Genomic DNA, 26,223 nt, shown 5'->3' on the forward strand with positions numbered 1-26,223 from the left:
ATAAAATATATTAAGGAATGGATAATGAAAAAATCTGCATATCATTACGGCTTGCTGGCAACGACTGCTTTACTATTCACAGTGACTGGCTGTACCCAAAAAAATATAACGCCGACTTGGCATTTGTCTCCTGGTGCCCAGCATGGATCTGTTGATGCCAATGACTTGGTATTCCCTGATCCAAACAAAGCGTGGCAAAAAGGAGGTAGTATTGTCAATCATGAAGGTGTTGCTAATATTCAAGTAGGTACTACCAAAGATCAAATCTACCAGTTGATTGGCACACCTCACTTTAGTGAAGGTTTTAATGCTCGCGAATGGGATTATATTCTCAAATTCTACGATGCTGATAACAGAGTCGAGACATGCCAATACAAAATAATCTTTGATGATAGCTATGAAGGCAGAATACGTAACGACGAATTCTTTGCCACTGAGTTTTATTGGCAACCAGCATCCTGTGCTAAGTATGCGCGCTAATCTATTTAACTCATAAGCCATATAATTAAACTGAAAAGCCATACAATTGAACTAAGAAGCAAAACATTGAAAGCAAGGCATCTAATGCCTTGCTTTTAATGCCGAAAATGCCTTACTCAAAATAAATGACTGCCTAATATACTAGCCAAAATCAATTTCATCATTCGGTTTTACTATTGGCATGTCAGCTTCAGTCCATGCCTCAAAACCACCTGCAATAGATACTACTTGCTTATAGCCAAGCGCTTCTAACGACTGCACTGCCAACGCTGCACGTCCACCGGTTTTACAATAAAGCACAATGTTGGTATCAGCACCAGTAGTGGCTGTTAGATCGTCAATTTTAAACTCTAATAACCCGCGAGGTATCAGTACTGCCTTTTCAATATGACCAGTAGCGTATTCCTCAGGTTCTCTTACATCGATAACGATATCGGCTTTATCACAAGCAGCAGCTGCTTGCGCCAGTGCAACTTCAGTGATTTGTGCTTTAGCAGCGCTTACTAAATCCTGTGGGGTTTTCATAGTTATACCTCAAAATATGGTAGACAAATCAGAACAGCTTGATAGGTATTGTTATGATAAAAACACCTAAGACAGCCAACTTAGACATCAAAAAGTATAGGGCATGTTGAACATTTAAAATTACTATCAAAGACCATTCACTATTAAAAATAGTATATTATTTTGTATATTATATCTACAGATTTCAACTTATTTCAATATATTCATTTATATAATAATACATTACTTTGTCGCTGCTTCCACTCTGATATCTAACGTCAGATTTCTCGTCATTCCCAGTAAGGCGTATTTATTAATCTTCCATTTAGTGCGATCAATCGTAGTGGTAAAACCTCCCCCACAAACTGAATTTTTACGTGAGGGGCTAACATAGCAATCGAAATTGGTAGCCGTTAGCGTGACCGGATGAGTCTCCCCATGTAGCGTTAGTTTGCCATCGACTCGGATAACCTCTGAGTGTGTTTTATCAGTCATAAAATACCACTTAGTAGACTCAAAGTAAGCCAAGGGAAATTGTGCCACATCAAAGAAATCACGACTCGTCAGCTTTTGATTGAATGATCGACTACCTGTACTTAAGGATTTTATTGGAATGATAAGCGAGATGTTGCCCGTGTGTGCATTTGGATCATATTGTAGCTGCCCCGTCACATTGTAAAAGCCACCCGTATGGGTGGAGTTTTTATTAAAATAGTCGATGGCGAAACGTACATTGGTGCGGGCTGGGTCAATATTATAGGTCGCAGCATGACTACTGACACAAGACATTATTAACAACAACGCCATTAGTGGCTTGCGATAGTGGGATAGCTTTCGATCGGGTAAAAGACAACTCATAGTGGCATTCCTTTGCGAAGTTGTTTCAACGATACAATTTCAAAGATAAAATAGTCATTAAACCATTCCTTATAACTGTAAACCTAAGCTAAAAATTTAGACGATAAAGAAGCTGCCATTACTTAGATTCACTTACTTAACACTTATTATTAAACTTTGGCATAGCAAAATCGTGCCTGTTTTTCAGTTAATCAGTACCTTGATAATACTCCAATTATTCATGTTTAAATTTGCAAATACATGAGACACCCGATAAAAAATTACGTTACAAAACGTATTGATTGCATTCCGCATTGTAGTATTTCACGCTATATTCGGCTAGAATAATATATTACCTTTTCCGAATATACTAAAATATACAAGTAGAATGTTATGATAAATACTGGTGATAAACTACTGTGTACGGCTGGCAATACTTTTTATGCAGCAGGAAATACCTACGTTGTAGGTGACTTTGTGAATGAAAAATACTTTCAAGTGCTCACAGGCTATAACGATGAGCATTGGTATGCGACATTGAATAATGAAAAAATATACGTGCACTTTGATTCTGCTGCTACCGTATATGACGATGCATGGTTCGATTGTATGAACAACAAAAGAAGCGCCTAATAAGCTCGTACACCCTTTATTATATTTGTAGATGTTGCCACGCAAATATCAAAACAGCAGCAGCGATCAACCAGCCTGCCACACCTAGTAATAATGCTTTGTACAAGCCAATATGGCTAAAGCTAAAAAATACAATCAGCGTATAAATGAGATGCGGTATCACACCTAGCATACTAAATATCAATGCAATTTTAAAATCTGCAGCACTACGCTGAGTGCCAACTAAAAAATGGCTAATCAAAGTAAAGGTCGGAAAAAGTGGCGCAAGTGCTGCCAAATAAAAGAACCTGCTTTGAGCGAATAGTTGAATCAACAATACCACCAACGCGCCAACAAGCATTTTTAGCCAAATCATGATGAGGTTATCTCCTGTTGGATACTGGTTGACTGTACATTGATTGGCTTACTATATAGCAGTTAAGAGTCTTAATGCTAAATCCAGTATTATTTATCATAGAAAAACCTCATAAACATATCTCATTTATGAGGTTTTTCTTATTAATGACTGATAATTTTTCATGCTGAAGTCTATTTGCAACCAACTATATTTTAGTGGCTTTTATAATCTAAAATTATAGTTTAATTATTATATAGTCCATACTAAATAAAGTAGATACGTTGTATTCTTACGCAGAACTGGTACGAATTTTTCTTGCTTGCTGTGCCTACGCAGACAGAGGCGACAGAGGCTGCAAAAAATTCATTCCAGTTCCACCGTATTCTTTTTATATTGAACTAACTATAGCTTAGTAAAACTTATATTTTGGTAAAACTTATAGCTTGCTAAAAACAGCCTCTTCACTCAAGCGCGATTTCGGTAATTCTACATTGTAACCATCACCACTACGATAGCCAAGACAGACCACTCCTACAGCGGTTAAGCCTTTACTATTCAAATCAAGCTCGTCATCGAGCACCTCAAAATCGACACCTTCCATCGGTGTCGCGTCAATCCCAAGCGTTGCTGCGCCAAGTAATAAAGCACCCATCGTAATATAAACCTGCTTAGCCAACCAAAACGGCTCATCTTTTTCTGTAAAACGGTGCTTATTAACTGATTTCTTACGTTTTTCATCCATTTGTGTTTTGCGTTTCGGTTCAGTAAAACGACCATCAGCGTCTTCTTTTTCGAGTAATTCACTCAAATACTCATTATCTGCATAAGCACGACTACAAAAAACGATAACGTGTGAGGCATTCTTTATTTTTGATGAATTAGCCTCGTGATGCCCATCAGTCCCTTTAGCAACTCTAGCTCTACCAGCATCATCATCGGCAATCACATAGTGCCAAGGTTGAATATTGGTCGCTGAAGGACTCAAGCGCAACACATCTTTTAGACTCTGAAAGTCATCAGCTGACAGCTTTTTGGTAGGGTCATAGTCTTTAACGCTATAGCGCCAATTCATCGCATCAGTGATATCTTTCATACATTATTCCTGTTCGTACATTTTCAAATGTTTTAAGTTTAAAGTGGAATCGTTATCTATCTTATTATTAATGATAGATAAATGCACAGGTGAAATTTACGAAATAGCGGTCATTTCAGTTATGACAAATTCATCGACCATGCCATCTGTTACCTTTACATAGTTCTGAAAATGCTGGCTTTGTACATGCTGCTGCAAAAGCTCATTGTTTTCCCAAATCTCATAAACGATAAATCCATTAAGATTTGCATTGTCTTGATGTAAGTCATATTGGATACAACCTTGATCAGCTTGTGATGCTGCTGTTAGTTTAAGTAGTTCAGATTTGACTCGCTCAACGTGCTCAGGTTTGGCTTTGATAGTAGCAACGATGGTGAGTGGCTTGTTTGCTTGCGTGTTCATAAATGCTTCCTATGTTTTAATATTATAATTATTTCAAATAAATTCATTTAAGCAGGTTCAATATATTTGCTCAAAGCGTTAAATTAGACTTGTAAAGCTAAACGATAATTTAACGCTTTATACAGGCCAGCCTTCTAATACGATTTTGCCATGTGCTTGACGATTCTCTAACATCTGGTGCGCACTGCGTAAATGCTCGGCTGTGATAGTGCCAAGATTGTGAGCAACCGTGGTTTTAATCTCGCCAGCATCAATTAATGTTGCCACTGCATTTAATAAATGGTGCTGTTCAATCATGTCTGGCGTATTAAACATTGAGCGCGCAAACATAAACTCCCAATGCAGGCTTAAGCTTTTGGTCTTAAGCGGTAGGACGTCTAATGTTGCTGGGTCATCAATCAGTCCAAGTTTACCTTGGGGCTTTAAGCATTTAATAATTTCTTCATAATGCTCTTCGGTGTTATTGAGACTCACGACATAGTCTACTTCAGCAATGCCTGTTTTTTGAAGCTCATCAGACAATGCATTACGGTGATTGATAACATAGTCAGCGCCCAAATCTTTGAGCCACTGTATACTCTCATCCCTTGAAGCGGTACCAATAATGGTGGCTGTTGTTTGAGATTTTAATAGTTGGGTTAATATTGATCCTACCCCGCCCGCTGCGCCAATCACTAATACTGAAATGTCATTAGTATCCTCATCATTACCGTTTTCATCCGTCGAACTATCAGAAACAGGTACTTGCAAACGGTCAAATAACATCTCCCATGCCGTAATTGTAGTGAGCGGAAGCGCCGCAGCCTCAGCGAAAGATAAGGATGTCGGCATGTGGCCAACGATACGCTCATCGACCAGCTGATACTCAGCATTGCTGCCTGAACGGGTCAAATCTCCAGCGTAATAAACGTTATCTCCTACTGAGAACAGACTGACTTCTTCACCGATAGCCGTTACGATACCAGCAGCATCCCAACCAATAACAGCATACTCACCCTCTGGTGCAGGACGCGATGCACGGATTTTATAATCTACCGGATTGACGGATATGGATTTAACTTCTACCAAAATATCATGGCCTGAAGCAGTCGGTTTATCAAGGATAATATCTTGTAGCGCTTGTTCATCATGGATAGGTAGGTTATTTTGATAACCAATGGCTTTGATAGTCTGCATAAGGGTATGTCCCAGTTTTTGATGATAAGTTTAATGAGATACTTTGTAATGGTTTAATTTCTAACCATTAATTGATGCGGCTAGATATAAATATCATGCAGAAAGCGACTGCAATACTTTCTGAGTTTGGCGTTCAAGCTCTGCAATGGCTTCTTTATTTAGAGCGTCTGCATGCGGTTGTCCGAACTCTCCTCTTGCGTCACCATGTACGCCATCTTTAATATCATTATCAAAATATTTACCGCTATCGTCAGCGAACTCATCCGAGATGGCAAGTTCAGTTAGGATATTTGCCCCTTTATCTGCTGATGACCAATGTTGACCATAAGCTTCATCGACCATTTTTGTATTCAATAGCGAGCCTGGATTCACAGCGATTAAATTGATGTCATCTGCTGCGACTGTGTCAGCTAAATCCATAGTCCACATCGTTAGTGCCAGCTTACTTTGAGCATAGGCATCTTTATCAGCGAGACGGTCCTGTCCTGCAAATGCCTTATAGGATATCGGAGCTTGAGCCGCTGAGCTTAGATTTACGATACGAGCTTTACTAGACCTTTTGAGTAGTGGTAATAAGGCGTTGGTTAACTCGTAAGGCGCTAAGTAATTGACCACGAAGCGTATGTCCAACTCATCTTTAGTCGTTGCCGATGCGGTTGTATAAATCCCTGCATTGTTTATGAGTACATCAAGCTTTGGCAGCTTTTCGCTCACTTCTGCTGCCATCTTGAGTACAGCGGTTAAATCTGAAAAATCAGCCACAAACCCGTCAATATTATCTACTGCTGCGCCTGTCGCTACCGCTTTGACCTCTGCAATGACACTGGCAAGTTTGTCGGCATCGCGGCCATGCAAGTACACTTGATGCCCAGCTTCTGCCAGTTTTAAAGCTGCCAATTTGCCAATGCCATCAGTACTGCCAGTGATTAAAATAGTCTTAGTCATGAGCCGTCCTTATTGTTTGAGTTGTTATTTAAGCTATTATTTAAATTTTGGATGTGTGTTCCATTTTATCCATCGTAATAGCACCCATTGTAATGAAAGTGTTGTGCTTCAAAAAGTAGCTATAGCCGGAAACACTTTCAATATCTTTCTAAAATGAGCTAACTTGCTAAGTGTAAAACCACCTTTTTAAGCTACTTCATTAAATTATTTTGTCAAATTAGCGTTGCTATCAATGAGATAACAATTAAGTAGCTATGTTTGTAAGCTAATTGATTCGTCACTTAATTGATTTGTAACTTGATTGATTTGTAACTTGATTGAGCAATCACTCAATCAAGGTTGAACGTTCGCTCAAAATCATTTATAGTGGCTTTAGTTGATTTACTTAGGCAAGCATCACCTATCAATTTGAGCAATCACTCAAATATAATATTACGTCTATTGTTGATTGAGCTACCGTACTTTAATAATCATTAAATAATTAATTAACAATCACAATAAGGGTTTTTACATGACTGAATTTACTTTACACGACAAACAGAGTGCACCAGTAGATAGCAAAGAGCTACTCGACATTTCTATCAATGCTTTTGGCATGGTTCCAAATTTACATGCGGTAATGGCCGAAGCGCCAGGACTACTCGAAGGTTATCAACGTCTACATCAATTGTTTTTAGACAGTAGCTTTGATGATGAAGAAGTTACCGTAGTATGGCAAACCATCAACGTTGAGCACGCTTGTCATTACTGCGTTCCTGCGCATACTGGCATTGCCAAAAGTATGAAAGTAGATGACGCGATTACCGAAGCATTACGTAATGAAACCCCACTACCGACTGATAAGTTAGAAGCACTACGTAACTTTACGCTTTCTGTCGTCCGTGATCGTGGTAATGTGAATGATGATGCCGTACAAGCATTTTTGGATGCAGGCTTCACCAAGCGCCAGATTTTAGAAGTCGTCCTTGCTGCCGCGCAAAAAGTGATGAGCAACTACACTAACCATCTAGCCAACACGCCAATCGATAAGCCTTTTCAAAAGTTTGAATGGCACAAAGCTGACTAATCACGTTGCCTAATAAAGCAGACTAACCATTACGTTAACGATGCAACCAATTTAGGGTTGTAATAACCCTTTTGGTGTTTCTATACTGTTGTTTAAAAGTCTGCTGTTTGCGAGAGTATTGTTTAAGAAGCTGTTGTTCGGAAAATGTTCGAGCAGCAGTTTTCTCAGTTAACGTCATACGTATCAGTTAGAATTACAGATATCAGTTAGAATCATAAATAGTAGCTAACGAGAGGTCATATGGAAAATTCAAAGCAGTTATCATCAGAGCAACCACTGCGCATAGATATTGTATCGGACGTGGTCTGCCCTTGGTGTGTCATCGGCTACCGCCAGCTGGCAGAAGCGCTTGAGCAAACCAATACCGAGCATGAAATTCACTGGCATCCGTTTGAGTTAAATCCTGATATGCCAAGCGAAGGTCAGAACTTGCGCGAGCATATCACTGAGAAGTACGGCTCAAGCAGAGAAGAATCTGATGCTAGCCGAGTTAGAATGACTGAGGCTGGTAGCGAGGTTGGCTTTGAGTTTAATTTCACTGAGGAGACTCGCACCTATAATACCTTTGATTTGCATCAGCTGCTGCACTGGGCAGATCAGCAAGGCCGTATGCACGACCTAAAGCAAGCCTTGTTCGCCGCTCACTTTACTAATGGTCGTAATATCTCTGATAAAGAAGTGCTGGCAGATATTGCAGCAGAGATTGGGCTAGATCGTAGCGAAGCGGTAGCAGTATTAAAGGATCAGCGCTTTGCAGAAGAAGTACGTCAAGCTCAACAACAGTGGCGTCAGCAAGGTATTCAAAGCGTACCCTCTGTTATCTTTAATCAAAAACACTTGGTTAGCGGTGCACAAGGGGTTGAGAACTTCAAAAGTATCTTACAGCAATTGGCAGACTTGCCAGAATAAACGACACTTTTGGCGAATATCAAAAATTGGCCATTAAAATTTAGATATAAAAAAGGCTACTTGAAACTTCAGGTAGTCTTTTTTATGGTTTCATCAATTTATAAGGGTGATTTACACTGTTAATTAGTTCTCAGTTTGACCTCTGATTAACTTAGCAAGCACACTTAACTAGACCTATTATTCAGAGCCAGTTAGCGAACTAGCCAGCAAACGTGTTATTACGCAATGCTTCTAACGATTGCGCCATATCTTCGGCAAGCTCATGTACGGCAGCACTATCTACATCACGCTGTGCAAAAGCGCGCAGCCCCATTATTTCAGCTTGTAAACGCCGAGCCAGCCTAACAGGGTCAAGCTCACTATCAAGCTCCCCTATGCGCTGAGCTTCCGTAAAGCAGTCAATAAATCGCGCTTCCATACCAGCCAGCATGGCCTCAACCTTTTGTAAGGCTGATTGCTCACGCGCGCCAAGCTCCAACAAGCTTTTTACCAGCATACAAGCGCGACTTGGCAGCCCCTTATCGAGAATTCCGCCAAGCTGTCGCAAGTAGGCAGCTAGCCCCATCAATGGCGAACTATGGGTCTTCAAAGTATATTCTAGCTCGGTCAGTGTCAGACGAGCATAGTACTCTAGTACTTCTTGGAACAGTCCATCCTTGCTACCAAAAGCTGCATAAATACTCCCCGGTCGCATATCGAGTGCTTTTTCTAAATCTTTTAAAGATGTCGCATGAAAACCCTTTTGCCAGAACAGCTGTAAAGCTCGTTCTAAAGATTCTTGTCGGCTATAAAGTGCGGTGCGTGACATAATATATTCCGTTTTCTCACAGCCTTAGCGTCATATAATGAAATGAGCATGACTGTACAACTTGAGTGACTGCTCAATTTTATCTTGACTAGCTATTACAGTCCAGTTAAAGTTTATTAACAGGGCTCAGACTATTGATTGTCAAGAATCACTAGCCACAATAATACTGAATGAATAAGCAAAAGAGAAAGAAGGATTGCCATTGCCATTACCGTATCAGCACATCATCAGCACTTTCGATTTACATCTTGTGTGATTCAATTTTGACCGACTAGGTTGTCCACATAAGCTGTACGTATAATAGAGGTATTAACTGCTTTTAAAATCCGAGTTAAAAGTGTCTTAAATAGCCTTCCTGCATAGCTATGATGCAGTAGGTAAAGGACGTAGGCTTCACAGTAGTCCAAACACTTTGGGGTAGCTTGAATGCGTATAAATATATCTACTTTCTGTGACAATCAGCTTCAGAGATTTCCAAATAAGGAAATTTCGTCTCGATTATGCTCCGCATTCTTCCTATTAGCCATTACTCTTATATCCAGCTTGTTGACGGGTTGTACGAAACGAATCTGGAACAAGCCAATAACGGATAAGACCACCACAAGTCGCTACGATTTTCGCAATAACTTACCTAAAAACTCAGATGACGTCTTTGTTGTGCTCGCATTTTCTGGTGGCGGTACACGAGCGGCGGCGCTTAGCTACGGCGTGCTAGAAAAGCTACGCGATACACCGGTAACTATAGACGGCGTGGAGCGTCGACTGTTAGATGAGGTGGATGTTATCTCTTCGGTATCAGGCGGTAGCTACACAGCAGCCTACTACGGCTTGTTTGGCGATGATATATTTAAGCAGTTTGCGCCAGATTTTCTGTATGAGGACTGGCAGTCTCGATTGATAAAGCTCGCGATACGTCCGCAAAGCCTTATAGCGATGAGCAGCTCTGAATACAATCGTGGCGATCTGGTAGCGAATAACTTAAATCATAGTCTGTTTCAGCAAAAAACTTTTGCCGATATGGGGCGTGGAAAGTTACCTTACGTTATCCTGAATGCCAGTGACTTAAATAATTCAACGACATTTTCCTTTACCCAGCAGCATTTTGATTTTTTGTGTTCAGATTTGTCGAGTTATCCGGTGGCAAATGCTGTGATGGCATCTTCCTCAGTACCTGGCATCTTTGCACCTATAGCGCTGCGCAATTTTTCCGACTGCCCTCAGCGTTACCAGTCGTGGGTCGAGGATGCCTTAAATCAAGACAGTCATCTGCCGCGCAATTATGCGGTAGCCCGGGCGTTAAAGCGTTATTCTTATCCAGAGCGTATGCCCGTCCTACGCTTAGTAGATGGCGGGGTAACCGATAACTTGGGTGTGCGTGGATCTATGATGAGTCCAGTGACTCAGTATGGTGATGTGCCCAATATGGCTGGTGCGTTTAGCCCTGAAAAATTCCGCCAAGTTAAACAAGTGCTGGTCGTAGTCGCCAATGCTCAAACCTACTCTGAGCATAAATGGTCATTGGAAGGTAAAGACCCAGGGTTCTTCGAGACAGTTTCAGCTTCTAGCGAAGTGGCATTAGGTATTTTAAATAACGAGACCGTCTCATTAGCTAAAAAAGAATTTTTGCAATGGGGTGAGCACGTGAATGCACAGCGCAGCTCTGACTCGCCTCAAGTTGAGGTGCATTTTTCCATATTAACTTTCGATCAAGTTGAGAATAAGAAAGAACGCGCAAAGTTCGATGCCATGCCAACCACTTTTCATCTACAGCCTAAACAAGTTGATGAGTTGCGGGAGTTAGGCAGCAGCTTACTTGATCAATCTGAGGAATTCCAAAATTTTCGTAAAGCGCTACAGTGACGAATAGCAAAGTTGTGGTCTGGACTAAGCAAGCTATTTGAAGCCAAACAAGACACTCAATTACATCCTAACTCTAATGTATTGACACTCCAGTGCCGACCCTCTAAAGATTTCGATTCAGTAAACTCTAACAAGGATGAAGCGTTATCTACCCTGTAAACAATCCAATTTCTCTGTTTTTTGAAATCATATCATTTACATATGATAACAAAGCATAACAATATAATTTGAGTGATTACTCAAATTCATCTTGAATGACTGCTCAAGCTAGTTTAAAGTGAAATTAATCAGTTTTATAATTATAACTGTAGTTATCAGCCTACTTCCCTCACAGACGCAATTTACCATTATTAAAAAAGGATCTTTTATGTCCTCTAACCAATCACCCTCGATTATCGTATTTGATGTCAATGAGACTCTACTAGATATCGATACCCTTACGCCTTTATTCGTTCGCCTGTTCGGTAACAAGTACATGTTAAGGGAGTGGTTTGCCCAATTGGTACTTTATTCGCAAACCATGACTTTATCAGGCCTTTATACGCCTTTTGGGGAGCTTGGCGTTGGTGCGTTACAGATGACAGCTGATATCCATGAAATCACGCTGACAGATGACGATATTAATGAGTTAAAAGAGCTTATGGGCAAAATGCCTGCTTATCCTGATGCAATACCAGCCTTGACCAAACTACGTGACGCAGGGTTTCGACTGGTGACATTGACCAATTCAGCACCCAGCGCCGCCCCTACGCCACTTGAAAAAGCAGGATTGAGTGAGTTCTTTGAGCAGTCTTTTAGCGTTGAGAAGGTTAGCAAGTTTAAGCCTGCGCCTGAGACTTATCAAATGGTCGCTAAAGAGCTGGCTGTTGAAATGTCAGATTTATGCCTAGTGGCTTGTCATCTTTGGGATACGATTGGCGCTCAAGCGGCTGGCTGCCAAGGGGCGTTTCTCAAACGTCCTTATAACGCCATGTTGCCTGCCTCCAATGTGCCAACACCGAACTTTATGGCCTCAGATCTTGTCACGCTTGCTGAACAGATTGTTAATGGACAACATGAGTAACCTTAAAACCTGAACAAGTAAAACCTGAACAAGGAATGTTTACCATGAATAAATATATGTCAGGAATTATTGCAGGCTTCATTGCCACCGTCGTTATGACTATTTTACTAATGCTAAAAAGCATGATGGGTCTGATGCCTGATTTAGACATCATAGCTATGCTCGCATCAATGATGGGTGACAGTCTAGTATTGGCATGGCTCGCTCACTTTATGATTGGTTCTATCGGCTATGGTCTAGCAATGGCAGTAGTGGCTGGTGCGGATAGGAGTAAGAATTTTACGCTGATTGGTGCGGTTATAGGTGCTGCTGGTTGGCTTATGATGATGATTGCTCTTATGCCGATGATGGGTAATCGCCTATTTGGTCTAGCTATGCCAAGCGGTATCATGATTCCTATCGCAACCTTAGTGCTCCATTTAATCTTTGGTGTGGTATTAGGTAAGGCTTATGCCAAGCTCGTTTTTAAACATTGAAGCTTATTAAAAATAGCCAACTTATTGTAGAAGGTTTAATTTACCTACCAAGCCTTCTATGTCTCAACACGAATTACTCACATTCATGCAAACCATTAAATAAAGGATAAATCATGCAATCAAATTACGCACAAAAACTTCAAGCTGGTGTCAAATTCCCCAATATAGATGTACAAATGCTAAATGGTGATATGAAGTCGCTTGGCAAGCCTGAAAACGGTTACGATTGGAAATTAGTCGTTGTTTACCGAGGTCAACATTGTCCAATTTGTACGAAATACCTTAACCAGTTAGAAACCGTAAAAGCATCATTTGCTGAGGCAGGTGTCGATATCATTGCGATATCAGGTGACAGTAAAGAGCAATTAGAGAGTCATTTAGAAAAATTAGATATCAACTTTCCTATTGCTTATGGTTTAACTATTGAGCAAATGGATACGCTAGGGCTCTACATTTCTGACCCACGCTCAGAGAAAGAGACTGATCATCCCTTTGCAGAGCCTGGTTTGTTTGTCATTAATGCTGATGGAGAGATTCAAATCGTCGATATCTCCAACGCGCCTTTTGCTAGACCTGAACTTGAAGCCCTTGCGAATGGTTTATCCTTTGTTCGAAAAAACGATTACCCTATTCGTGGTACGCATCGTTAGATATAATTTTATCTAATCTAAAACTCTTATCGATAGAAGTAGTTAGATTCACCCATTTATTCATAATATTATTATGAATAAATGGGATTTCCAGCAGCTGTGTGAGAATGCGCGCTCAATTACCTAACTCAAGGACGACACATGAAAACGCTCAGAACCCTTGATTCGTGTTTTGCGAATCTGCCCGATTATGATTTTGCCCCGCACTACTTAATGGTTGACGATGGCGAAGGGGGTGAGTTGCGCGTGCATTACCTCGACGAGGGCCCAAGGGACGCCTATCCGGTGTTACTGCTCCATGGGGAACCTTCATGGTGTTATCTGTATCGTAAAATCATCCCAATACTGACTGCAGCAGGACACCGCGTGATTGCACCAGACCTCCCCGGTTTTGGACGCTCAGACAAACCCGCATCCCGTACTGACTACACCTACCAGCGTCATGTCGACTGGCTACAATCAGCACTCGACCAGTTAGATCTAAAGGACATCACCTTGTTTTGTCAGGACTGGGGCGGCCTGATCGGTCTGCGCTTGGTTGCGGCACATCCAGATCGGTTTGCTCGGGTAGCGGCTGGTAATACCATGCTCCCCACTGGCGACCACGATCCAGGTGAAGGTTTTCGAAAATGGCAGAAATTCTCACAGGAAACACCAGAATTTAATGTGGGAGGCGCTATAAAGAGTGGTACTGTTACATCGCTATCACAGGCGGTAATCGACGCTTACAATGCACCTTTTCCTGATGAGTCTTATAAGGAAGGAGCCAGACAGTTCCCACTACTCGTCCCCACGACACCGAATGACCCTGCTTCGGATAAAAACCGTGCCGCTTGGATTGAGCTGAGCAAATGGACGAAGCCCTTTCTTACTCTATTTAGCGATTCTGATCCGATTACTGCTGGCGGTGATCGAGTAATGCAAAAACTTATTCCCGGAACCAAAGGTCAAGATCATACGACTATTGCCAACGCTGGACATTTTCTCCAAGAAGATCAAGGCGAGAAAGTGGCCGAGCTTTTGGTCAAGTTCATTAATGACAACTAAGCCGTAGTGAAACCATAAGTTATAAATAAAGTTCCATATTGTCGCGATAATGAAGCCAGCCACAGTGATGAATCCGATTAGCTGGAAATCAAAATCGAATACCTTAAAACCAATGTCTCAACATGCAAAATGCTGCCCCTATATAGGAGCAGCATTTTTATAATTTTATTTTATAGCGCTGATGTTATCATTGCTATCGTTAACCATTACTTTTAGAAAGCATCTGTTAAAAGTGAATAACCGTACGAATACTCTCACCTTTATGCATCAAGTCAAAGGCTTCGTTAATGTCTTCTAATGGCATAGTGTGGGTGATAAAGTCATTTAATGGGATGTCACCTTGCATATAACGATCGACGTAGCCTGGCAATTCGCTGCGTCCTTTGACCCCGCCAAATGCTGAACCCTTCCAGACGCGACCAGTCACTAGCTGGAATGGACGGGTTGAGATTTCTTTGCCTGCACCAGCGACACCGATGATGACCGACTCGCCCCAGCCTTTGTGGCAACACTCAAGCGCTGAACGCATGACATCGACATTACCAATACACTCAAACGAATAGTCTACGCCGCCATCAGTCATCTCGACGATGACCTCTTGGATAGGCTTGTCATAGTCTTTAGAATTGATGCAATCAGTCGCGCCAAGCTTCTTAGCCAACTCAAATTTATCTTCGTTGATATCAATGCCGATAATACAACTGGCTTTTGCCATTTTTGCACCAATGATAGCGGCGAGGCCAATACCACCAAGACCGAAAACAGCAACGGTAGCCCCTTCTTCAACCTTAGCGGTATTCATAACCGCGCCCATGCCGGTGGTCACGCCACAACCTAGCAAACAAACTTTTTCTAATGGTGCGTCTTTATCCACTTTGGCCAATGAAATCTCTGGTAGGACAGTATATTCAGAAAAGGTTGAGCAACCCATATAATGATAAATTGGCTGACCGTCTTTATAAAAACGGGTGGTGCCGTCTGGCATTAAGCCTTTACCTTGAGTCTCACGTACGGCAGAGCAAAGGTTTGTTTTGCCTGATAAGCAGAATTTACAGACGCCACACTCTGCGGTGTATAAAGGAATAACGTGATCGCCGACTTGGACGCTGGTCACGCCTTCGCCGATCTGTTCAACGATACCGCCACCTTCATGACCTAAGATAGCTGGGAATACGCCTTCTGGATCTTCACCAGATAAGGTAAACGCATCGGTGTGGCAGACGCCACTGGCGATGATTTTTACCAATACTTCGCCTTTGCGCGGTAGCATGACATCCACTTCTTCAATAGATAGTGGCTGGTTCGGGCCCCAAGCGATAGCGGCTTTAGATTTAATAAATTTATCTGACATAATATTCTCTCTTCTAATTAATTTTATTGTTGATTAAACGCAGACCAATTTAGCTTATAGCGCTTAGTGTATAGAGGCAAGCCACAGTTGTCACAGTCTGTAAAAGGTTTGATTTTATACTTACCATTATAGTCGTTTCTGAAATGATAACAATGTGTTATATTTGAAAATATCTTTTACACAGTGGTAATAATCATGCGCTGGGACGGTATTAGCGAGTTCGTCTATGTGGCGGAGTACGAGAGCTTCACACGCGCTGCAAAAGAGTTGGGCGTCTCAACCGCGCAAGTCAGTCGACAGATAAGCGCTTTAGAAAAACGACTGAATATTAAATTGCTGTATCGCACGACGCGCAAGGTATCACTGACTGAAGAAGGCCGCGTGTTTTATCAGCACTGCCGCGGTGTGCTCGATGGATTGGATGCTGCTGAGCAAGCAGTAAGCAACTTACAGTCAAAGCCCCAAGGCAGAATTAAACTGACCGCCCCTGTCACTTATGGCGAGCAGCAGTTATTACCACTGGTCAATGATTTCATGGTGCAATATAGTGATATCGAAGTGACGGCTTTTTTGAGTAATCAAAAAATCGACTTGGTTGATGGCAGCTATGATTTAGCGATTCGTATTGGTAAATTAAGCGATTCGACGATGATGGCAAAAAAACTTAGCCGTCGTACCAACTTCGTTTGTGCTGCGCCCGCTTATCTCGAAAAATACGGCACGCCTCATGTTCTGTCCGAGCTAAGCCAACATAACTGCTTACTTGGCACTCGTGATTATTGGCACTTTATAGATTTTAAAGAAACAGGTTCTAGAAAAACAGATTCTGGCAAAGATGCTAATAAAGAAAAAAACCTGCGCGTGTCTGGCACGGTGCAATATAACAGTGGTCATAGCCTAGTTGATGCTGCGTTAAAAGGTCTGGGTATTGTGCAGCTACCTGATTATTATGTGCAAAAGTACTTAGCATCAGGCGCGCTGGTCAGCTTACTAGATAACTATAGAGAGCCCGAGGAAAGTATCTGGGCCGTCTATCCGCACAACCGTCATTTATCACCAAAGATTAGGTTGCTCGTAGATTATCTAGCAGAGCGTTTGGCTGTGTAATTAGTTTTGGCTTAGTCATTCTTTAAGAGGTGTTGTAATGCGACCCTTTACTATACGCAGTTTATTACGCACAATGTTATAGTTCACAATGAATATTCAATATTACCAGCCATCACTCACTTAATAAACAAACACAATAAAAAAGGACTTTTTATGATTAAAATTATCTCTATTACTGCTCTAGCTTTGGCCGTTTCCTCTTGCGCCAGTGTTGAAAGCATTTTAAACGCGCCGGATAAGGTGCAGTCAACGCCAGAAACAATGACTGCTATCAATGCTGAAAAGGGTCTGGTTACGATGCAAAGTAATCACTCTGTTCAAGATACTGCTGATAAGCTGGCGGCGATTATTAAAAGCAAAGGCATGAAAGTATTTGCGCGCGTCGATCATCAAAAAAATGCGCAAGGTGTCGATTTAACATTAAGACCGACGCAAGTGATTATGTTTGGTAATCCGAAAGCGGGTACGCCATTGATGAATTGCGAGCAAAGCGTCGCTATTGATTTGCCGCAAAAAATCCTAATCAGTGAAGATGCTGATAAAAAAGTTTGGTTGTCGTACAACAATCCTGAATATCTCAAAGACCGTCATAATATAAAAGGTTGTGATGCCCAGTTAGCGAATATCGCAAAAGCCCTTGATGGTGTCAGTAAAGCAGCTATTGCAAAGTAAAATATAAATGAAAATCTGAACAAACGAAAAGGTGGGATGCAAAAGTACTCCCACCTTTTTTATGTTTTTAGAAAATTAACTTATTAGGAGTTCTCAGATTGTGCTATTTGCTCATGTAACTCTACTTTCAACTTCTTTGCACATTCGATAATCTTTTTTCGACCAGCAGGAATAGCGCCATATTCAATCGCTGTCTCTCGCATTTGTACCGTGACATCATAGTGCGGATAACTGGCATTACGGTGGAATAAACGCTTATCCACTTCAATCATTGCGGCAAAATCATGCAACTCTTGCAGGGTATCTGCCAGCATGTGGCACCATTTATAGCCTTTAAATTCTATCTGCATAAAATCTACGTATATCGCCATAGAGCTGTACCTTTGAGATTTTTAAATAATTTGGTTTTATTTTAATACAAAACTAATTTAACCTAACGTTTTGATTATTAACCTACTTTCAGAATCGGCTTAATGGTAATGCCACTTGCCGAATCTTCAAACGCTTGGTTAATGTCCTCAAAATCGTAAAACTCAACCAATTTATCAAATGGGAATTGACCAGCTTTAAAGTAAGCAATCAACTGTGGAATAAATACTCGAGGAATAGAGTCGCCTTCGATGACGCCAATCATGCTCTTACCTTCGGCCATCAAGTCATTATGGACATCAATATTCATCTCTGGTGTAATACCGACAATTGCGACTGTACCCAAAGATCGCAAGGCATTCAATGATTGCTTAACAACCGTAGGCACGCCTGTGGTTTCAACGGCATAGTGGCTGCCACCGTCAGTTATTTTTTTGACTTCTATTACGACATCGACATTTTTACCGTTGAGAGTATGGGTCGCGCCAAGCTCTTTTGCCAGCTCAAGACGACTATCATGTACATCAACGGCAATGATATGCTGACAGCCAACAATCTTGGCTGCCATCACTGCACTGAGGCCAACTGCACCAGCACCATAAATCACGATACTAGAACCAAACTCTGGCTTTAGACGATTTAACACCGTTCCAGCGCCAGTCTGAATACCACATCCTAACGGTCCAAGTAGCGCTAAATCGACATCCGGATCGACTTTCACGGCATTTCTAGACTTAGCAATCGCATAAGTGGCAAATGAGGACTGTCCAAAAAAAGTCGCCAGCGTCTCACCATCTTGCGCAAGTCTACGGGTGCCATCGTCCATCGCACCACCGAAGTTCAGCTCATTAAAAGTGTCGCAAACGGTTGGATGACCCGTCAGGCAATGCCCACAATTACCGCAGTGCGCAAATGATAACACTACATGATCACCGACTTGCAAATCAGTTACCCCTGCGCCGACAGCATCCACTATCCCAGACCCTTCATGACCCAGTACGATAGGAAATGGCGCGATGCCCATATCACGCGCGACCACATCGGTATGACAGACACCAGCTGCAACGATTTTAACCCGTATCTCGTCAATCTCAGGCGTTGCAAGCTGTACAGGCTCTAATTCGAACGCCGCGCCTTGGTTATGAGTTACTGCTGCTTTAATATCCATTAGTATTACCTCTTCAATTAGTTACTTCAGCCAGTTTCTCTCAGGAGCCATATGCTTATAATTTAGCTACGCCTCAACAATGACAATCTGATTTCAATATAGATTACTACTCAGTATATTACTGCTCAGTCGTTTAAGCTCAAAAAGAGACACAAAAGCTAGTCTGCCTCTACATCTCTCTTGAGATATCAATTCTCTTTAAAGTTGTTCTTTAAGCTTATTCTCAAAATGATTTCTATCTACCAAGAATCCAGCCACCATCCATAAATACGTTAGAACCATGCATGTAGTTAGAGTCGTCAGAGGCTAGGAATACAGCAAAGGCAGCAATCTCCTCTAACTTTTCCGCGCGCTATGTCAGGCATTGATTCGGCAGGCAGTTACAGTAGTCATTGTAGATCTAACTACCATATTAACCCTTCAACCTCGCCTAGCTAACTTCCAATAATTTTAACGTCTGACATGTCTTAGCGCACCAAAATCACCGGTGTCAGTGTGCTGGCGATGATTTCTGTAGTAGTGCTGCCAAGAAACAAGCGCTGCAATTTAGAGTGGCCATAAGCACCAACCACAATAATATCGACATCATTATCTATCTGAAACGACAACAGTCCATCAACAGCATCAAGCTCAGGCAAATGATGAGCCTCTACCTTAAAACCCGCTGACGTTATATGTTCAACGGCATCAGCAAGACTTTTTTTGGCGGCGTCTTTGTCATTACCTACCATCACGATATAACCTTGCAACCCTTTTAATAGCTCACTTCTTGCCACCATCTGTGTAGCTTTGATAGCGGTTTTACTAGCATCAAATGCGACCATGTATGACTTGGGCTCTTCAAATTTCTCTGAGCAAATCAAGACAGGTATGCTTGATGCTCGTGCGACAGTTTCGATTTGGCTGCCGATATTGATGCGGCTATTTTTATGATCTTCGCCGCGACGCCCCATAATGATGGCACGATTTTCTTCTTTAAAATGTTCAATGGCAGGTAACAATTTACCGCGGCGTTGATAGATATTGACTTTTATACCATCGAAGCTATTTTGCAGATAGCTTTTTGCATCTTGTACCAAGGCATTACTATAACTGTTCACAACCTTTGCTCTTTTTTCATCCAGTTCCGTTAATTCTTCTAATAAATATTCACGACTATTGAATCCTATTGCTCCCGATAAGTCACGTCTAGTCGACGCCGGAACATCGCTAACATGCAATAACGCAACCGGTAGACCTAACCTGCTGGCATACCATGCCGCATAATCACAAACCGATTCAGTAACCGCTGAGCCGTCAATACAGGCTAAAACGTGCTGTTCTGTTTTCATGATTCATCCTTAAATTTTTAATTATTGAATGGATAGAGTTATCAATGCGTGTCAATAACGCTATTGCGCCTGTCGCTACAGAAATCATTACTAGCTAACTACTAAGCAAGCCAATCACTGCTTTAGTCACTGCTGCAATGACAGACGTACAATTCGACTTATAGATTCACACCTATCATCATTAAAATACAATAACTTAGGAATTAAAGACTTAGGCGATGACCATACTATTCAGCATATCATCTCTATCATTTGATAACCATTTCAAGATGTACCTTTACCATCTGCTCAAATCAACGCTGATTCAACCTATTCACACTGGCAATCAACGCCACCATAATCATGCCTATAATGATAAGAATACCTGACATCAGGTGTGCCGCTTCGTAATTGAGCGCTTCGACTTGCTCATAGATTGCGATGGACACCACTTTGGTCTCGCCGGAGATACTGCCGCCTATCATCAGCACCACCCCAAATTCCCCAATAGTATGGGCAAAGCTGATGAGGCTGCCGAGGATAATACCCACCTTTGCTTGTGGGAGCGCGACTCTGATAAAGCGTCTTAGACGACTGGGCTCTAATAAGTGCGCCATCTCTATCACGCTTTTCGGTATGCGTAAAAATTGGGCATAGACAGGTTGGATATAGAAAGGTAAAGAATAAATAATAGATCCGATGACCAGACCCTCAAAGGTAAAAATCAAGGGGCTGATGTGGTGTTCGCTCAGCCATTTACCAATACCCATGCTAGGGCTTAGCAGGAGTAATAAGTAAAAACCAATGACGGTAGGAGGCAGTACGAGTGGCATGGCGATAATGCCCATAAGTATAACTTTAAGACGTGCAATGACTTGCCCACGACTCGGCTTAGCGAGCCAATAAGCCACAGGTGTGGCAAAGAGTAATAGACATAAGGTGGTGACAGTAGCAAGTTTGATGCTGACTAAGAATGGACTGAGCATGTCTGACATTAGGGATGGAGATATCATGATGTCATTGCTCGTTGCCGTTAGTTGGTTGGTTCTATTTAATGAATCACTATTGAACCGCTAGATAGCCCGCTTGTGAGAAGTGTTGTTGTCCTGCTTTGGAGGTTAAATAATCGCTGAAGTCTGTTGCCGTAGAGGTGTCACTGATTATAATACCGTCTTGCAGGATAGCCGGATAAGAATCGGGCGCTAGGGTAACGAACTGCTCAGGCTTGGCTTTAATGGCTATGATTTGTGATTGCGCGACAAAGCCATAATCGACACTGCCAGTATGCGCATATTGAAAGGCTTGACCAATATTCTCTGCTTGTATTAACCGTTTTTGCTTGTCTAAAGCTTCATATATATTTTGCGACTGCAGATAAGATTTTGCCGATGCACCATAAGGCGCAAGCTCAGGACTGGCAATAGCAATCTTGCTATTCGTATCGCTCATGAGCAAATCAGTCAGCGCTGCTGGATTGAACTCACCCAAAGGTTTAGTGACACTATATAGCGCCAGTTGACCTTGCGCATAAGTAAAAGGTTGATGAAGATTTTCACCTTGGGGGCTTTCATTAGCTAGTTTGGCAGGGAATTCTTGATTGGCGGATAAAAATATATCGTAAGGTGCACCCGCTTTAATCTGCGCGTATAACTTACCAGAAGACGCGTAAGTAACATCTATATCTTGGTTAGGTAAGCCTTTATCTGTTTTATAGCTTTCTACAATGGCAGGCAGTACGTCAGATAAATTGGCAGCAGCAGCGATACGTAGTGTTTGTGTTTGCTTAGTAGTGTCAGCAGCAGAAGCTATATTTGTAGTGTTCTCCTGTGTACAAGCACTTAATATCAAAAATGAGCTTGCAATTACAATCGTTATTAACCTACCCATTATTACTCAGCCATTTAGAAGAGTCATCTTCATAATATTCCTGCTTCCACACTGGGATGTCCGCTTTGATGGTGTCGAGTATCCAGCGGCAAGCATCAAAGGCTGGATAACGATGAGCAGAGACGACCCCAACCCATACTGCCACATCGCCAATCTCTAATGCGCCAATACGGTGAATAGCAAGAGCATGGGTAATCTCAAAACGCTGTTTAGCTTCCTCAATAATGGTACGGCCTTGATTCAATGCTAAGTCTTCGTAACCGTAGTAAGTCAAGCAATCAACGCTAGTGGCATTATTGTGATTGCGCACGCGACCTTCAAAGCAGACGAATGCGCCGCAGCTATCGTTATCAAGGGTGTTTTTAAGTCTGTCTTCATCTATAGCAATATCTAATAAAGCAAAGCCATCACGCTCTGCGATTGCATATACCTCATCAACGCTACGTTTGATGGTCATCGAATGACTATGTACATTATCCGTCATGTGTTATCTCTATTTATTGTTTTTAAAACCCTGACTTAACCACCAGCGACTGGAGTGATAAACACCACACTGTCGCCATCGTTGATCTGGTCTGTCCAGTTAGCAAAATAATCATTCACCGCCACGCGCAGCTCTGACTGCGGACGACTAAAACGATGCTTTTGCGTCAATTGCTCGTATAGCTGGCTCAATGAGGTCGACTGCTGCACGCTAACGGTTTCTTGTTGGCAGTTGGCCTCATCCGCTAGGCTGGCGAAGTATAGGACGTTGATATTCATGGTGGCTGCGGTGTTGGTTGCTACCTCTAAAGTACTCATAATATTCTCCATTCTTGTCAAACTATCCAGCTTCAGCTCTATTGCATAACTTCTTGCATAATATCGCTGGTTCTCAAAACGTATTTACTCTTTTAAGCATGACTATAATCTGATTTACCGCCCGTTTTTGTTATCAAACGAACATTATCAATAACGATATCATGCGATAGGGCTTTAGTCATGTCATAGATGGTCAGGCAAGCAATGCTCACAGCAGTTAAGGCTTCCATCTCGACCCCAGTTTTGTGGGTGACTTTGATAGTGCCGCTGACGATAATACTATTCAGTGCATCATCATATTTAAAGGTTAAACCAATCTTATCTAATGGTAGTGGATGGCACAGTGGAATAAGATCGTGGGTGCGCTTGGCGGCCATGATGCCAGCGATATGAGCGGTCTGAGTGATACTACCCTTTTTGGTCATGCCATCGGTAGCTTTGATTTGTTGATAAACCGCGCTTGGGAAACGCACTTGTCCAACCGCGTTAGCTTCTCGTGTTGTGGCGGTCTTGCCACTGACATCGACCATGGTGATATCACCGTCACTATCTAAATGCGATAAGGTAGGTTGAGTTACAGCAGCTTGGTTATTTTTCTGACTCTTGCTATTCATTTATAGTTTCTCTTACATTTTTATAAGTCGCTTAACGATGCACAGGCCCGCTTAAACTCTTCAGGCGTATTAAAATTGGTCAAATGCTGCCAGTTTTTTTCAAAGGGCACGGCTTGTACAATAGGTTTGATGAATTGCATTACTCGGCGCCCGCCACTATCAATATAAGCTTTTAAGTCAGCCTCAACGCTTAATTGATAAAGTCCTAACAATGGATATAAATGGCTATCATCGATCAAGCAAATCACTTTTTTATCGGCTGTTTGGCTTTCTATTGTTTGGTTTTCGGTTGCTTGGCTATCATTTGCTTGAATTAGTGAACACTGTAGTTTTTGCCATAGATCTGTGACTGGTATTAGGCTATCACAGCTAATAACCAGTAACCACGATGACTGCTTATGTCTCAATGTGACTGATTCATTTACTTCTTGCAAAGCTGACTCAATAGCGACTAATGCGCCGCCCGTCTTAATGTTAGCATTGCTGGTTTGACTTTGAGTATCAACGCTATCGTAATCGGTAATATGAATAATGGGTGTTTGCGGATTGCCGTTATCCAAGGCTAAATCAACGTCAAAACCACGCCCATTATCCGCAATCATAATAGGAGCATTGTTGTTAATCATACTCAAAGCGAGCGCATGTCTAACATGATAGTCTAGCAAGCGCTCACCTGTCGGTAGAGTCAGCGTGGCTTTAGGCGTGCCCATACGACTAGAGGCACCGCCCGCCAAGATTACGATCCCTGCCAAGCTATCTAAACCAGTTGAGCTATTTAAACGGTTTACAGCATCAATCATGACTAGGATTAGTACGCATAAAGTGCGGCACAAAATTGCAAGGACGCGTACGGCTATCAAACTGCTCTTTTAAGATATTCTCCCAACCGGTGCGACATGCGCCTGATGAGCCCGGTAAGCAGAAAACCCCCGTACCATTCGCCATACCTGCTACGGCTCTCGACTGTACTGTTGACATGCCAATCTCATCTTTTGAGATCAGACGGAACATCTCACCAAAGCCATCAATCGATTTATCAAACAACACACTCACCGCCTCTGGCATGCTGTCTCTGATATAAAAACCGGTACCGCCTGTGGTAATCACGGCATGGACTTTTGGTTCGGCTATCCAATTACTAATAACGGCTCGAATCTGATAGATGTCATCGGTAATGAGCTTGCGATCAGCTAAGGTATGACCTGCTTCGGTCAAGCTATCTGCTAGATACTGCCCTGAGGTATCTTCTGCCAGCGTACGACTGTCAGAGACGGTTAGAATAGCAATGTTAAGGGGGATAAACTCGGCAGCGGGCTTGCTCATAAAGGTTTCCTTAATAGATGTAAAACTAAGTCGTTAAAAGAATAATGATTAACTTCTTATTATTAGAGATAAAAAAATATAAATCAGACTAACCTATAAATCCGACAACCTAACCACCGATAATCGATAGATTATGCATGATGCCGCTATTGGATTCATGCAAATGATGATGTTCAGGTTTGATTGGCATAAAGCGATGTAAGGTATCAACTAAACCTTGCACATCATTCTGTTGTAGATGATCTCTGATATCGTAGTTGCCTTGGTCAAATAAACACAGATGTACACGGCCTTGACTACTGACTCGCAGACGATTACAGGTATCACAGAAATGTTCAGCGTAAGGGGCTATCATGCCAATACGTCCTAAATAGTCTGGATGACTGTACTCTACTGCTGGGCCATCGCTACTACCACGCTCATGCGGTTGCCAACCATGTTCTATGAGATAGTCGATGATGGTATCGGAATGGGCATGCTGGGCAAAAAACAAGTCACTGTTATCACTGGTCTGCATAAACTCAATAAAGCGATAAGTGACGGGTCTGTCTTTGACATAGTCGATGGCGGTGACTAGATTCTCAAAAGCGGTCTCTGCCATGAGTACACTGTTTATCTTTAATTTGATATCCGTGGTTTGGAGCAGTGTATCCATATCGACGAGCAGTTGCGGTAAGGTATTAAAGCCTGTCATTTTATGAAAGGTAGCGGCATCAAAGCTATCCATACTAATATTGAGCTGATTCAATCCAGCGGCTTGCCAACTGGCTAGGTGTTTACCAAGCTTATAACCGTTACTGGTCATGGCAACGGTTTCTATGCCTTCGGTTTGTTTAATGGTTTGAATAATCTCAACGACATCGCGGCGAATGGAGGGTTCACCGCCTGTGATTCTGACCTTTTTAGTCCCTACTTGGGCAAAGCCGCGAATAAGCGTGGCAATCTCAGGGATGCTGAGCTCGTTATCAGGACGTTTGCCTTGGTAGCCATTGGGTAGACAGTATTCACAGCGAAAGTTGCAGAAATCGGTGATAGACAGACGCAAGTAGGTCAGACGACGAGAGAAGCCGTCGGTTAGGGGCTTATCGTTTTTAATAACATCGTAAACAGCAGGCGCAGCAACAGACGACGGCCTATAGCTATCGAATATAGAGGGCTCTGAGTTAGGCGAATATATTTGAGCACTGCCTATTTTAACGTTGTCATTATTCATATGTTACTGCCATCAGTATTGCTAATCATAAGCGCTGCTTTACTACCTGTGCTTATCGTCTATCACTCTATTGTAGCGTTTATTTTCAACTTTTCTTGTAGTCATCTTATGGTGAATTGGCA

At 42.0% G+C, this 26,223-nt stretch carries 31 protein-coding genes; 11 read left to right on the forward strand and 20 right to left on the reverse strand.

Annotation, left to right across the window (positions count from 1 at the left end):
* Window positions 1-24: 24 nt before the first annotated feature.
* A complete protein-coding gene (locus AK823_RS10125) occupies window positions 25-480 on the forward strand; it encodes an outer membrane protein assembly factor BamE (protein WP_068328810.1) in 456 nt (151 codons plus the stop codon).
* Between the two features lie 141 nt (window positions 481-621).
* On the opposite strand, the gene AK823_RS10130 is transcribed toward AK823_RS10125, so the two are convergent.
* Window positions 622-1,005, reverse strand: a complete 384-nt coding sequence (locus AK823_RS10130) for a rhodanese-like domain-containing protein (protein ID WP_068328818.1) — start codon at window positions 1,003-1,005, stop codon at window positions 622-624.
* Window positions 1,006-1,227: 222 nt separating this feature from the next.
* Window positions 1,228-1,842, reverse strand: coding sequence for a YceI family protein (locus tag AK823_RS10135; RefSeq protein WP_082785700.1), 615 nt, complete (start codon window positions 1,840-1,842; stop codon window positions 1,228-1,230).
* A 372-nt stretch (window positions 1,843-2,214) separates the two neighbouring features.
* Here AK823_RS10135 and AK823_RS10140 point away from each other — a divergent pair, with 372 nt between their 5' ends.
* Window positions 2,215-2,454, forward strand: coding sequence for a hypothetical protein (locus AK823_RS10140; protein ID WP_068037056.1), 240 nt, complete (start codon window positions 2,215-2,217; stop codon window positions 2,452-2,454).
* Window positions 2,455-2,473: 19 nt separating this feature from the next.
* On the opposite strand, the gene AK823_RS10145 is transcribed toward AK823_RS10140, so the two are convergent.
* The 5 genes from AK823_RS10145 to AK823_RS10165 all read right to left on the reverse strand — a co-directional run bounded on the left by AK823_RS10145 (window position 2,474) and on the right by AK823_RS10165 (window position 6,407).
* On the reverse strand, window positions 2,474-2,809 hold the full coding sequence (locus tag AK823_RS10145) for a GlpM family protein (protein WP_068328832.1): 336 nt from the start codon (window positions 2,807-2,809) through the stop codon (window positions 2,474-2,476).
* A 418-nt stretch (window positions 2,810-3,227) separates the two neighbouring features.
* Window positions 3,228-3,884, reverse strand: a complete 657-nt coding sequence (gene nfsB, locus AK823_RS10150; protein WP_068328834.1) for an oxygen-insensitive NAD(P)H nitroreductase — start codon at window positions 3,882-3,884, stop codon at window positions 3,228-3,230.
* 96 nt (window positions 3,885-3,980) lie between these two features.
* Complete coding sequence (locus tag AK823_RS10155; protein WP_068328838.1) at window positions 3,981-4,286, reverse strand: putative quinol monooxygenase; 306 nt, start codon at window positions 4,284-4,286, stop codon at window positions 3,981-3,983.
* A gap of 117 nt (window positions 4,287-4,403) precedes the next feature.
* The gene (locus AK823_RS10160) at window positions 4,404-5,453 is read right to left on the reverse strand and encodes a zinc-binding alcohol dehydrogenase family protein (protein WP_068330289.1); all 1,050 of its coding nucleotides are present in this window, start codon (window positions 5,451-5,453) and stop codon (window positions 4,404-4,406) included.
* 102 nt (window positions 5,454-5,555) lie between these two features.
* Entirely contained in the window at window positions 5,556-6,407 is an 852-nt protein-coding gene (locus AK823_RS10165; protein ID WP_068328840.1) for an SDR family NAD(P)-dependent oxidoreductase, read from the reverse strand.
* Window positions 6,408-6,918: 511 nt separating this feature from the next.
* Between AK823_RS10165 and AK823_RS10170 the strand changes: the two genes are divergently transcribed.
* Together AK823_RS10170 and AK823_RS10175 are read left to right on the forward strand one after the other, a co-directional pair.
* Complete coding sequence (locus AK823_RS10170) at window positions 6,919-7,473, forward strand: carboxymuconolactone decarboxylase family protein (protein WP_068328842.1); 555 nt, start codon at window positions 6,919-6,921, stop codon at window positions 7,471-7,473.
* A 240-nt stretch (window positions 7,474-7,713) separates the two neighbouring features.
* Window positions 7,714-8,382: a DsbA family oxidoreductase gene (locus AK823_RS10175; RefSeq protein WP_068328843.1), complete on the forward strand. Its 669-nt coding sequence runs from the start codon at window positions 7,714-7,716 to the stop codon at window positions 8,380-8,382.
* A gap of 199 nt (window positions 8,383-8,581) precedes the next feature.
* Here AK823_RS10175 and AK823_RS10180 read toward each other — a convergent pair whose 3' ends face one another.
* The gene (locus AK823_RS10180) at window positions 8,582-9,190 is read right to left on the reverse strand and encodes a TetR/AcrR family transcriptional regulator (RefSeq protein ID WP_068328846.1); all 609 of its coding nucleotides are present in this window, start codon (window positions 9,188-9,190) and stop codon (window positions 8,582-8,584) included.
* A 657-nt stretch (window positions 9,191-9,847) separates the two neighbouring features.
* Here AK823_RS10180 and AK823_RS10185 point away from each other — a divergent pair.
* The 5 genes from AK823_RS10185 to AK823_RS10205 all read left to right on the forward strand — a co-directional run bounded on the left by AK823_RS10185 (window position 9,848) and on the right by AK823_RS10205 (window position 14,286).
* Complete coding sequence (locus tag AK823_RS10185) at window positions 9,848-11,050, forward strand: patatin-like phospholipase family protein (RefSeq protein ID WP_068328849.1); 1,203 nt, start codon at window positions 9,848-9,850, stop codon at window positions 11,048-11,050.
* Window positions 11,051-11,417: 367 nt separating this feature from the next.
* Window positions 11,418-12,113 carry a haloacid dehalogenase type II gene (locus AK823_RS10190; RefSeq protein WP_068328852.1) on the forward strand — a complete coding sequence of 232 codons (696 nt, stop codon included), beginning with the start codon at window positions 11,418-11,420 and terminating at the stop codon, window positions 12,111-12,113.
* Window positions 12,114-12,157: 44 nt separating this feature from the next.
* Entirely contained in the window at window positions 12,158-12,589 is a 432-nt protein-coding gene (locus AK823_RS10195) for a DUF6789 family protein (RefSeq protein ID WP_149031859.1), read from the forward strand.
* 113 nt (window positions 12,590-12,702) lie between these two features.
* Complete coding sequence (locus AK823_RS10200; RefSeq protein ID WP_068328854.1) at window positions 12,703-13,239, forward strand: peroxiredoxin-like family protein; 537 nt, start codon at window positions 12,703-12,705, stop codon at window positions 13,237-13,239.
* Window positions 13,240-13,380: 141 nt separating this feature from the next.
* Window positions 13,381-14,286 carry a haloalkane dehalogenase gene (locus AK823_RS10205; RefSeq protein WP_068328857.1) on the forward strand — a complete coding sequence of 302 codons (906 nt, stop codon included), beginning with the start codon at window positions 13,381-13,383 and terminating at the stop codon, window positions 14,284-14,286.
* Between the two features lie 226 nt (window positions 14,287-14,512).
* Here the strand turns inward: AK823_RS10205 and AK823_RS10210 are convergent, their stop codons facing one another.
* Window positions 14,513-15,637, reverse strand: coding sequence for an S-(hydroxymethyl)glutathione dehydrogenase/class III alcohol dehydrogenase (locus AK823_RS10210; protein WP_068328860.1), 1,125 nt, complete (start codon window positions 15,635-15,637; stop codon window positions 14,513-14,515).
* A gap of 195 nt (window positions 15,638-15,832) precedes the next feature.
* On the opposite strand from AK823_RS10210, the gene AK823_RS10215 reads away from it, so the two are divergent.
* Window positions 15,833-16,744 carry a LysR family transcriptional regulator gene (locus AK823_RS10215; protein ID WP_068328863.1) on the forward strand — a complete coding sequence of 304 codons (912 nt, stop codon included), beginning with the start codon at window positions 15,833-15,835 and terminating at the stop codon, window positions 16,742-16,744.
* A 153-nt stretch (window positions 16,745-16,897) separates the two neighbouring features.
* A complete protein-coding gene (locus AK823_RS10220; protein WP_068328866.1) occupies window positions 16,898-17,416 on the forward strand; it encodes a DUF302 domain-containing protein in 519 nt (172 codons plus the stop codon).
* Window positions 17,417-17,499: 83 nt separating this feature from the next.
* On the opposite strand, the gene AK823_RS10225 is transcribed toward AK823_RS10220, so the two are convergent.
* From AK823_RS10225 to moaA, 11 genes are all read right to left on the reverse strand, one after another.
* Entirely contained in the window at window positions 17,500-17,787 is a 288-nt protein-coding gene (locus tag AK823_RS10225) for a DUF4031 domain-containing protein (protein WP_068328869.1), read from the reverse strand.
* Between the two features lie 77 nt (window positions 17,788-17,864).
* Window positions 17,865-18,953 (reverse strand): NAD(P)-dependent alcohol dehydrogenase, encoded by a 1,089-nt coding sequence (locus tag AK823_RS10230; RefSeq protein WP_068328872.1) that lies wholly within the window; start codon window positions 18,951-18,953, stop codon window positions 17,865-17,867.
* A gap of 467 nt (window positions 18,954-19,420) precedes the next feature.
* Window positions 19,421-20,284: a universal stress protein gene (locus AK823_RS10235; RefSeq protein WP_068328875.1), complete on the reverse strand. Its 864-nt coding sequence runs from the start codon at window positions 20,282-20,284 to the stop codon at window positions 19,421-19,423.
* A gap of 293 nt (window positions 20,285-20,577) precedes the next feature.
* A complete protein-coding gene (gene modB, locus AK823_RS10240) occupies window positions 20,578-21,276 on the reverse strand; it encodes a molybdate ABC transporter permease subunit (protein ID WP_068328878.1) in 699 nt (232 codons plus the stop codon).
* A gap of 49 nt (window positions 21,277-21,325) precedes the next feature.
* The gene (gene modA, locus AK823_RS10245) at window positions 21,326-22,150 is read right to left on the reverse strand and encodes a molybdate ABC transporter substrate-binding protein (protein WP_068328883.1); all 825 of its coding nucleotides are present in this window, start codon (window positions 22,148-22,150) and stop codon (window positions 21,326-21,328) included.
* Entirely contained in the window at window positions 22,143-22,634 is a 492-nt protein-coding gene (locus AK823_RS10250; protein ID WP_068328885.1) for a molybdenum cofactor biosynthesis protein MoaE, read from the reverse strand. The genes modA and AK823_RS10250 overlap by 8 nt, the downstream gene beginning before the upstream one ends.
* A 35-nt stretch (window positions 22,635-22,669) precedes the next feature.
* On the reverse strand, window positions 22,670-22,951 hold the full coding sequence (locus AK823_RS10255; protein ID WP_068328887.1) for a MoaD/ThiS family protein: 282 nt from the start codon (window positions 22,949-22,951) through the stop codon (window positions 22,670-22,672).
* A gap of 92 nt (window positions 22,952-23,043) precedes the next feature.
* Complete coding sequence (gene moaC, locus AK823_RS10260) at window positions 23,044-23,565, reverse strand: cyclic pyranopterin monophosphate synthase MoaC (RefSeq protein WP_068328890.1); 522 nt, start codon at window positions 23,563-23,565, stop codon at window positions 23,044-23,046.
* A 20-nt stretch (window positions 23,566-23,585) separates the two neighbouring features.
* On the reverse strand, window positions 23,586-24,365 hold the full coding sequence (locus AK823_RS10265) for an NTP transferase domain-containing protein (protein ID WP_068328893.1): 780 nt from the start codon (window positions 24,363-24,365) through the stop codon (window positions 23,586-23,588).
* Complete coding sequence (moaB, locus tag AK823_RS10270) at window positions 24,358-24,888, reverse strand: molybdenum cofactor biosynthesis protein B (RefSeq protein WP_068328896.1); 531 nt, start codon at window positions 24,886-24,888, stop codon at window positions 24,358-24,360. The genes AK823_RS10265 and moaB overlap by 8 nt, the downstream gene beginning before the upstream one ends.
* A gap of 109 nt (window positions 24,889-24,997) precedes the next feature.
* Entirely contained in the window at window positions 24,998-26,101 is a 1,104-nt protein-coding gene (gene moaA / locus AK823_RS10275) for a GTP 3',8-cyclase MoaA (protein WP_068328899.1), read from the reverse strand.
* Between the last annotated feature and the right edge of the window lie 122 nt (window positions 26,102-26,223).

The sequence above is a fragment of the Psychrobacter sp. P2G3 genome, from assembly GCF_001593285.1.
Lineage (GTDB): Bacteria > Pseudomonadota > Gammaproteobacteria > Pseudomonadales > Moraxellaceae > Psychrobacter.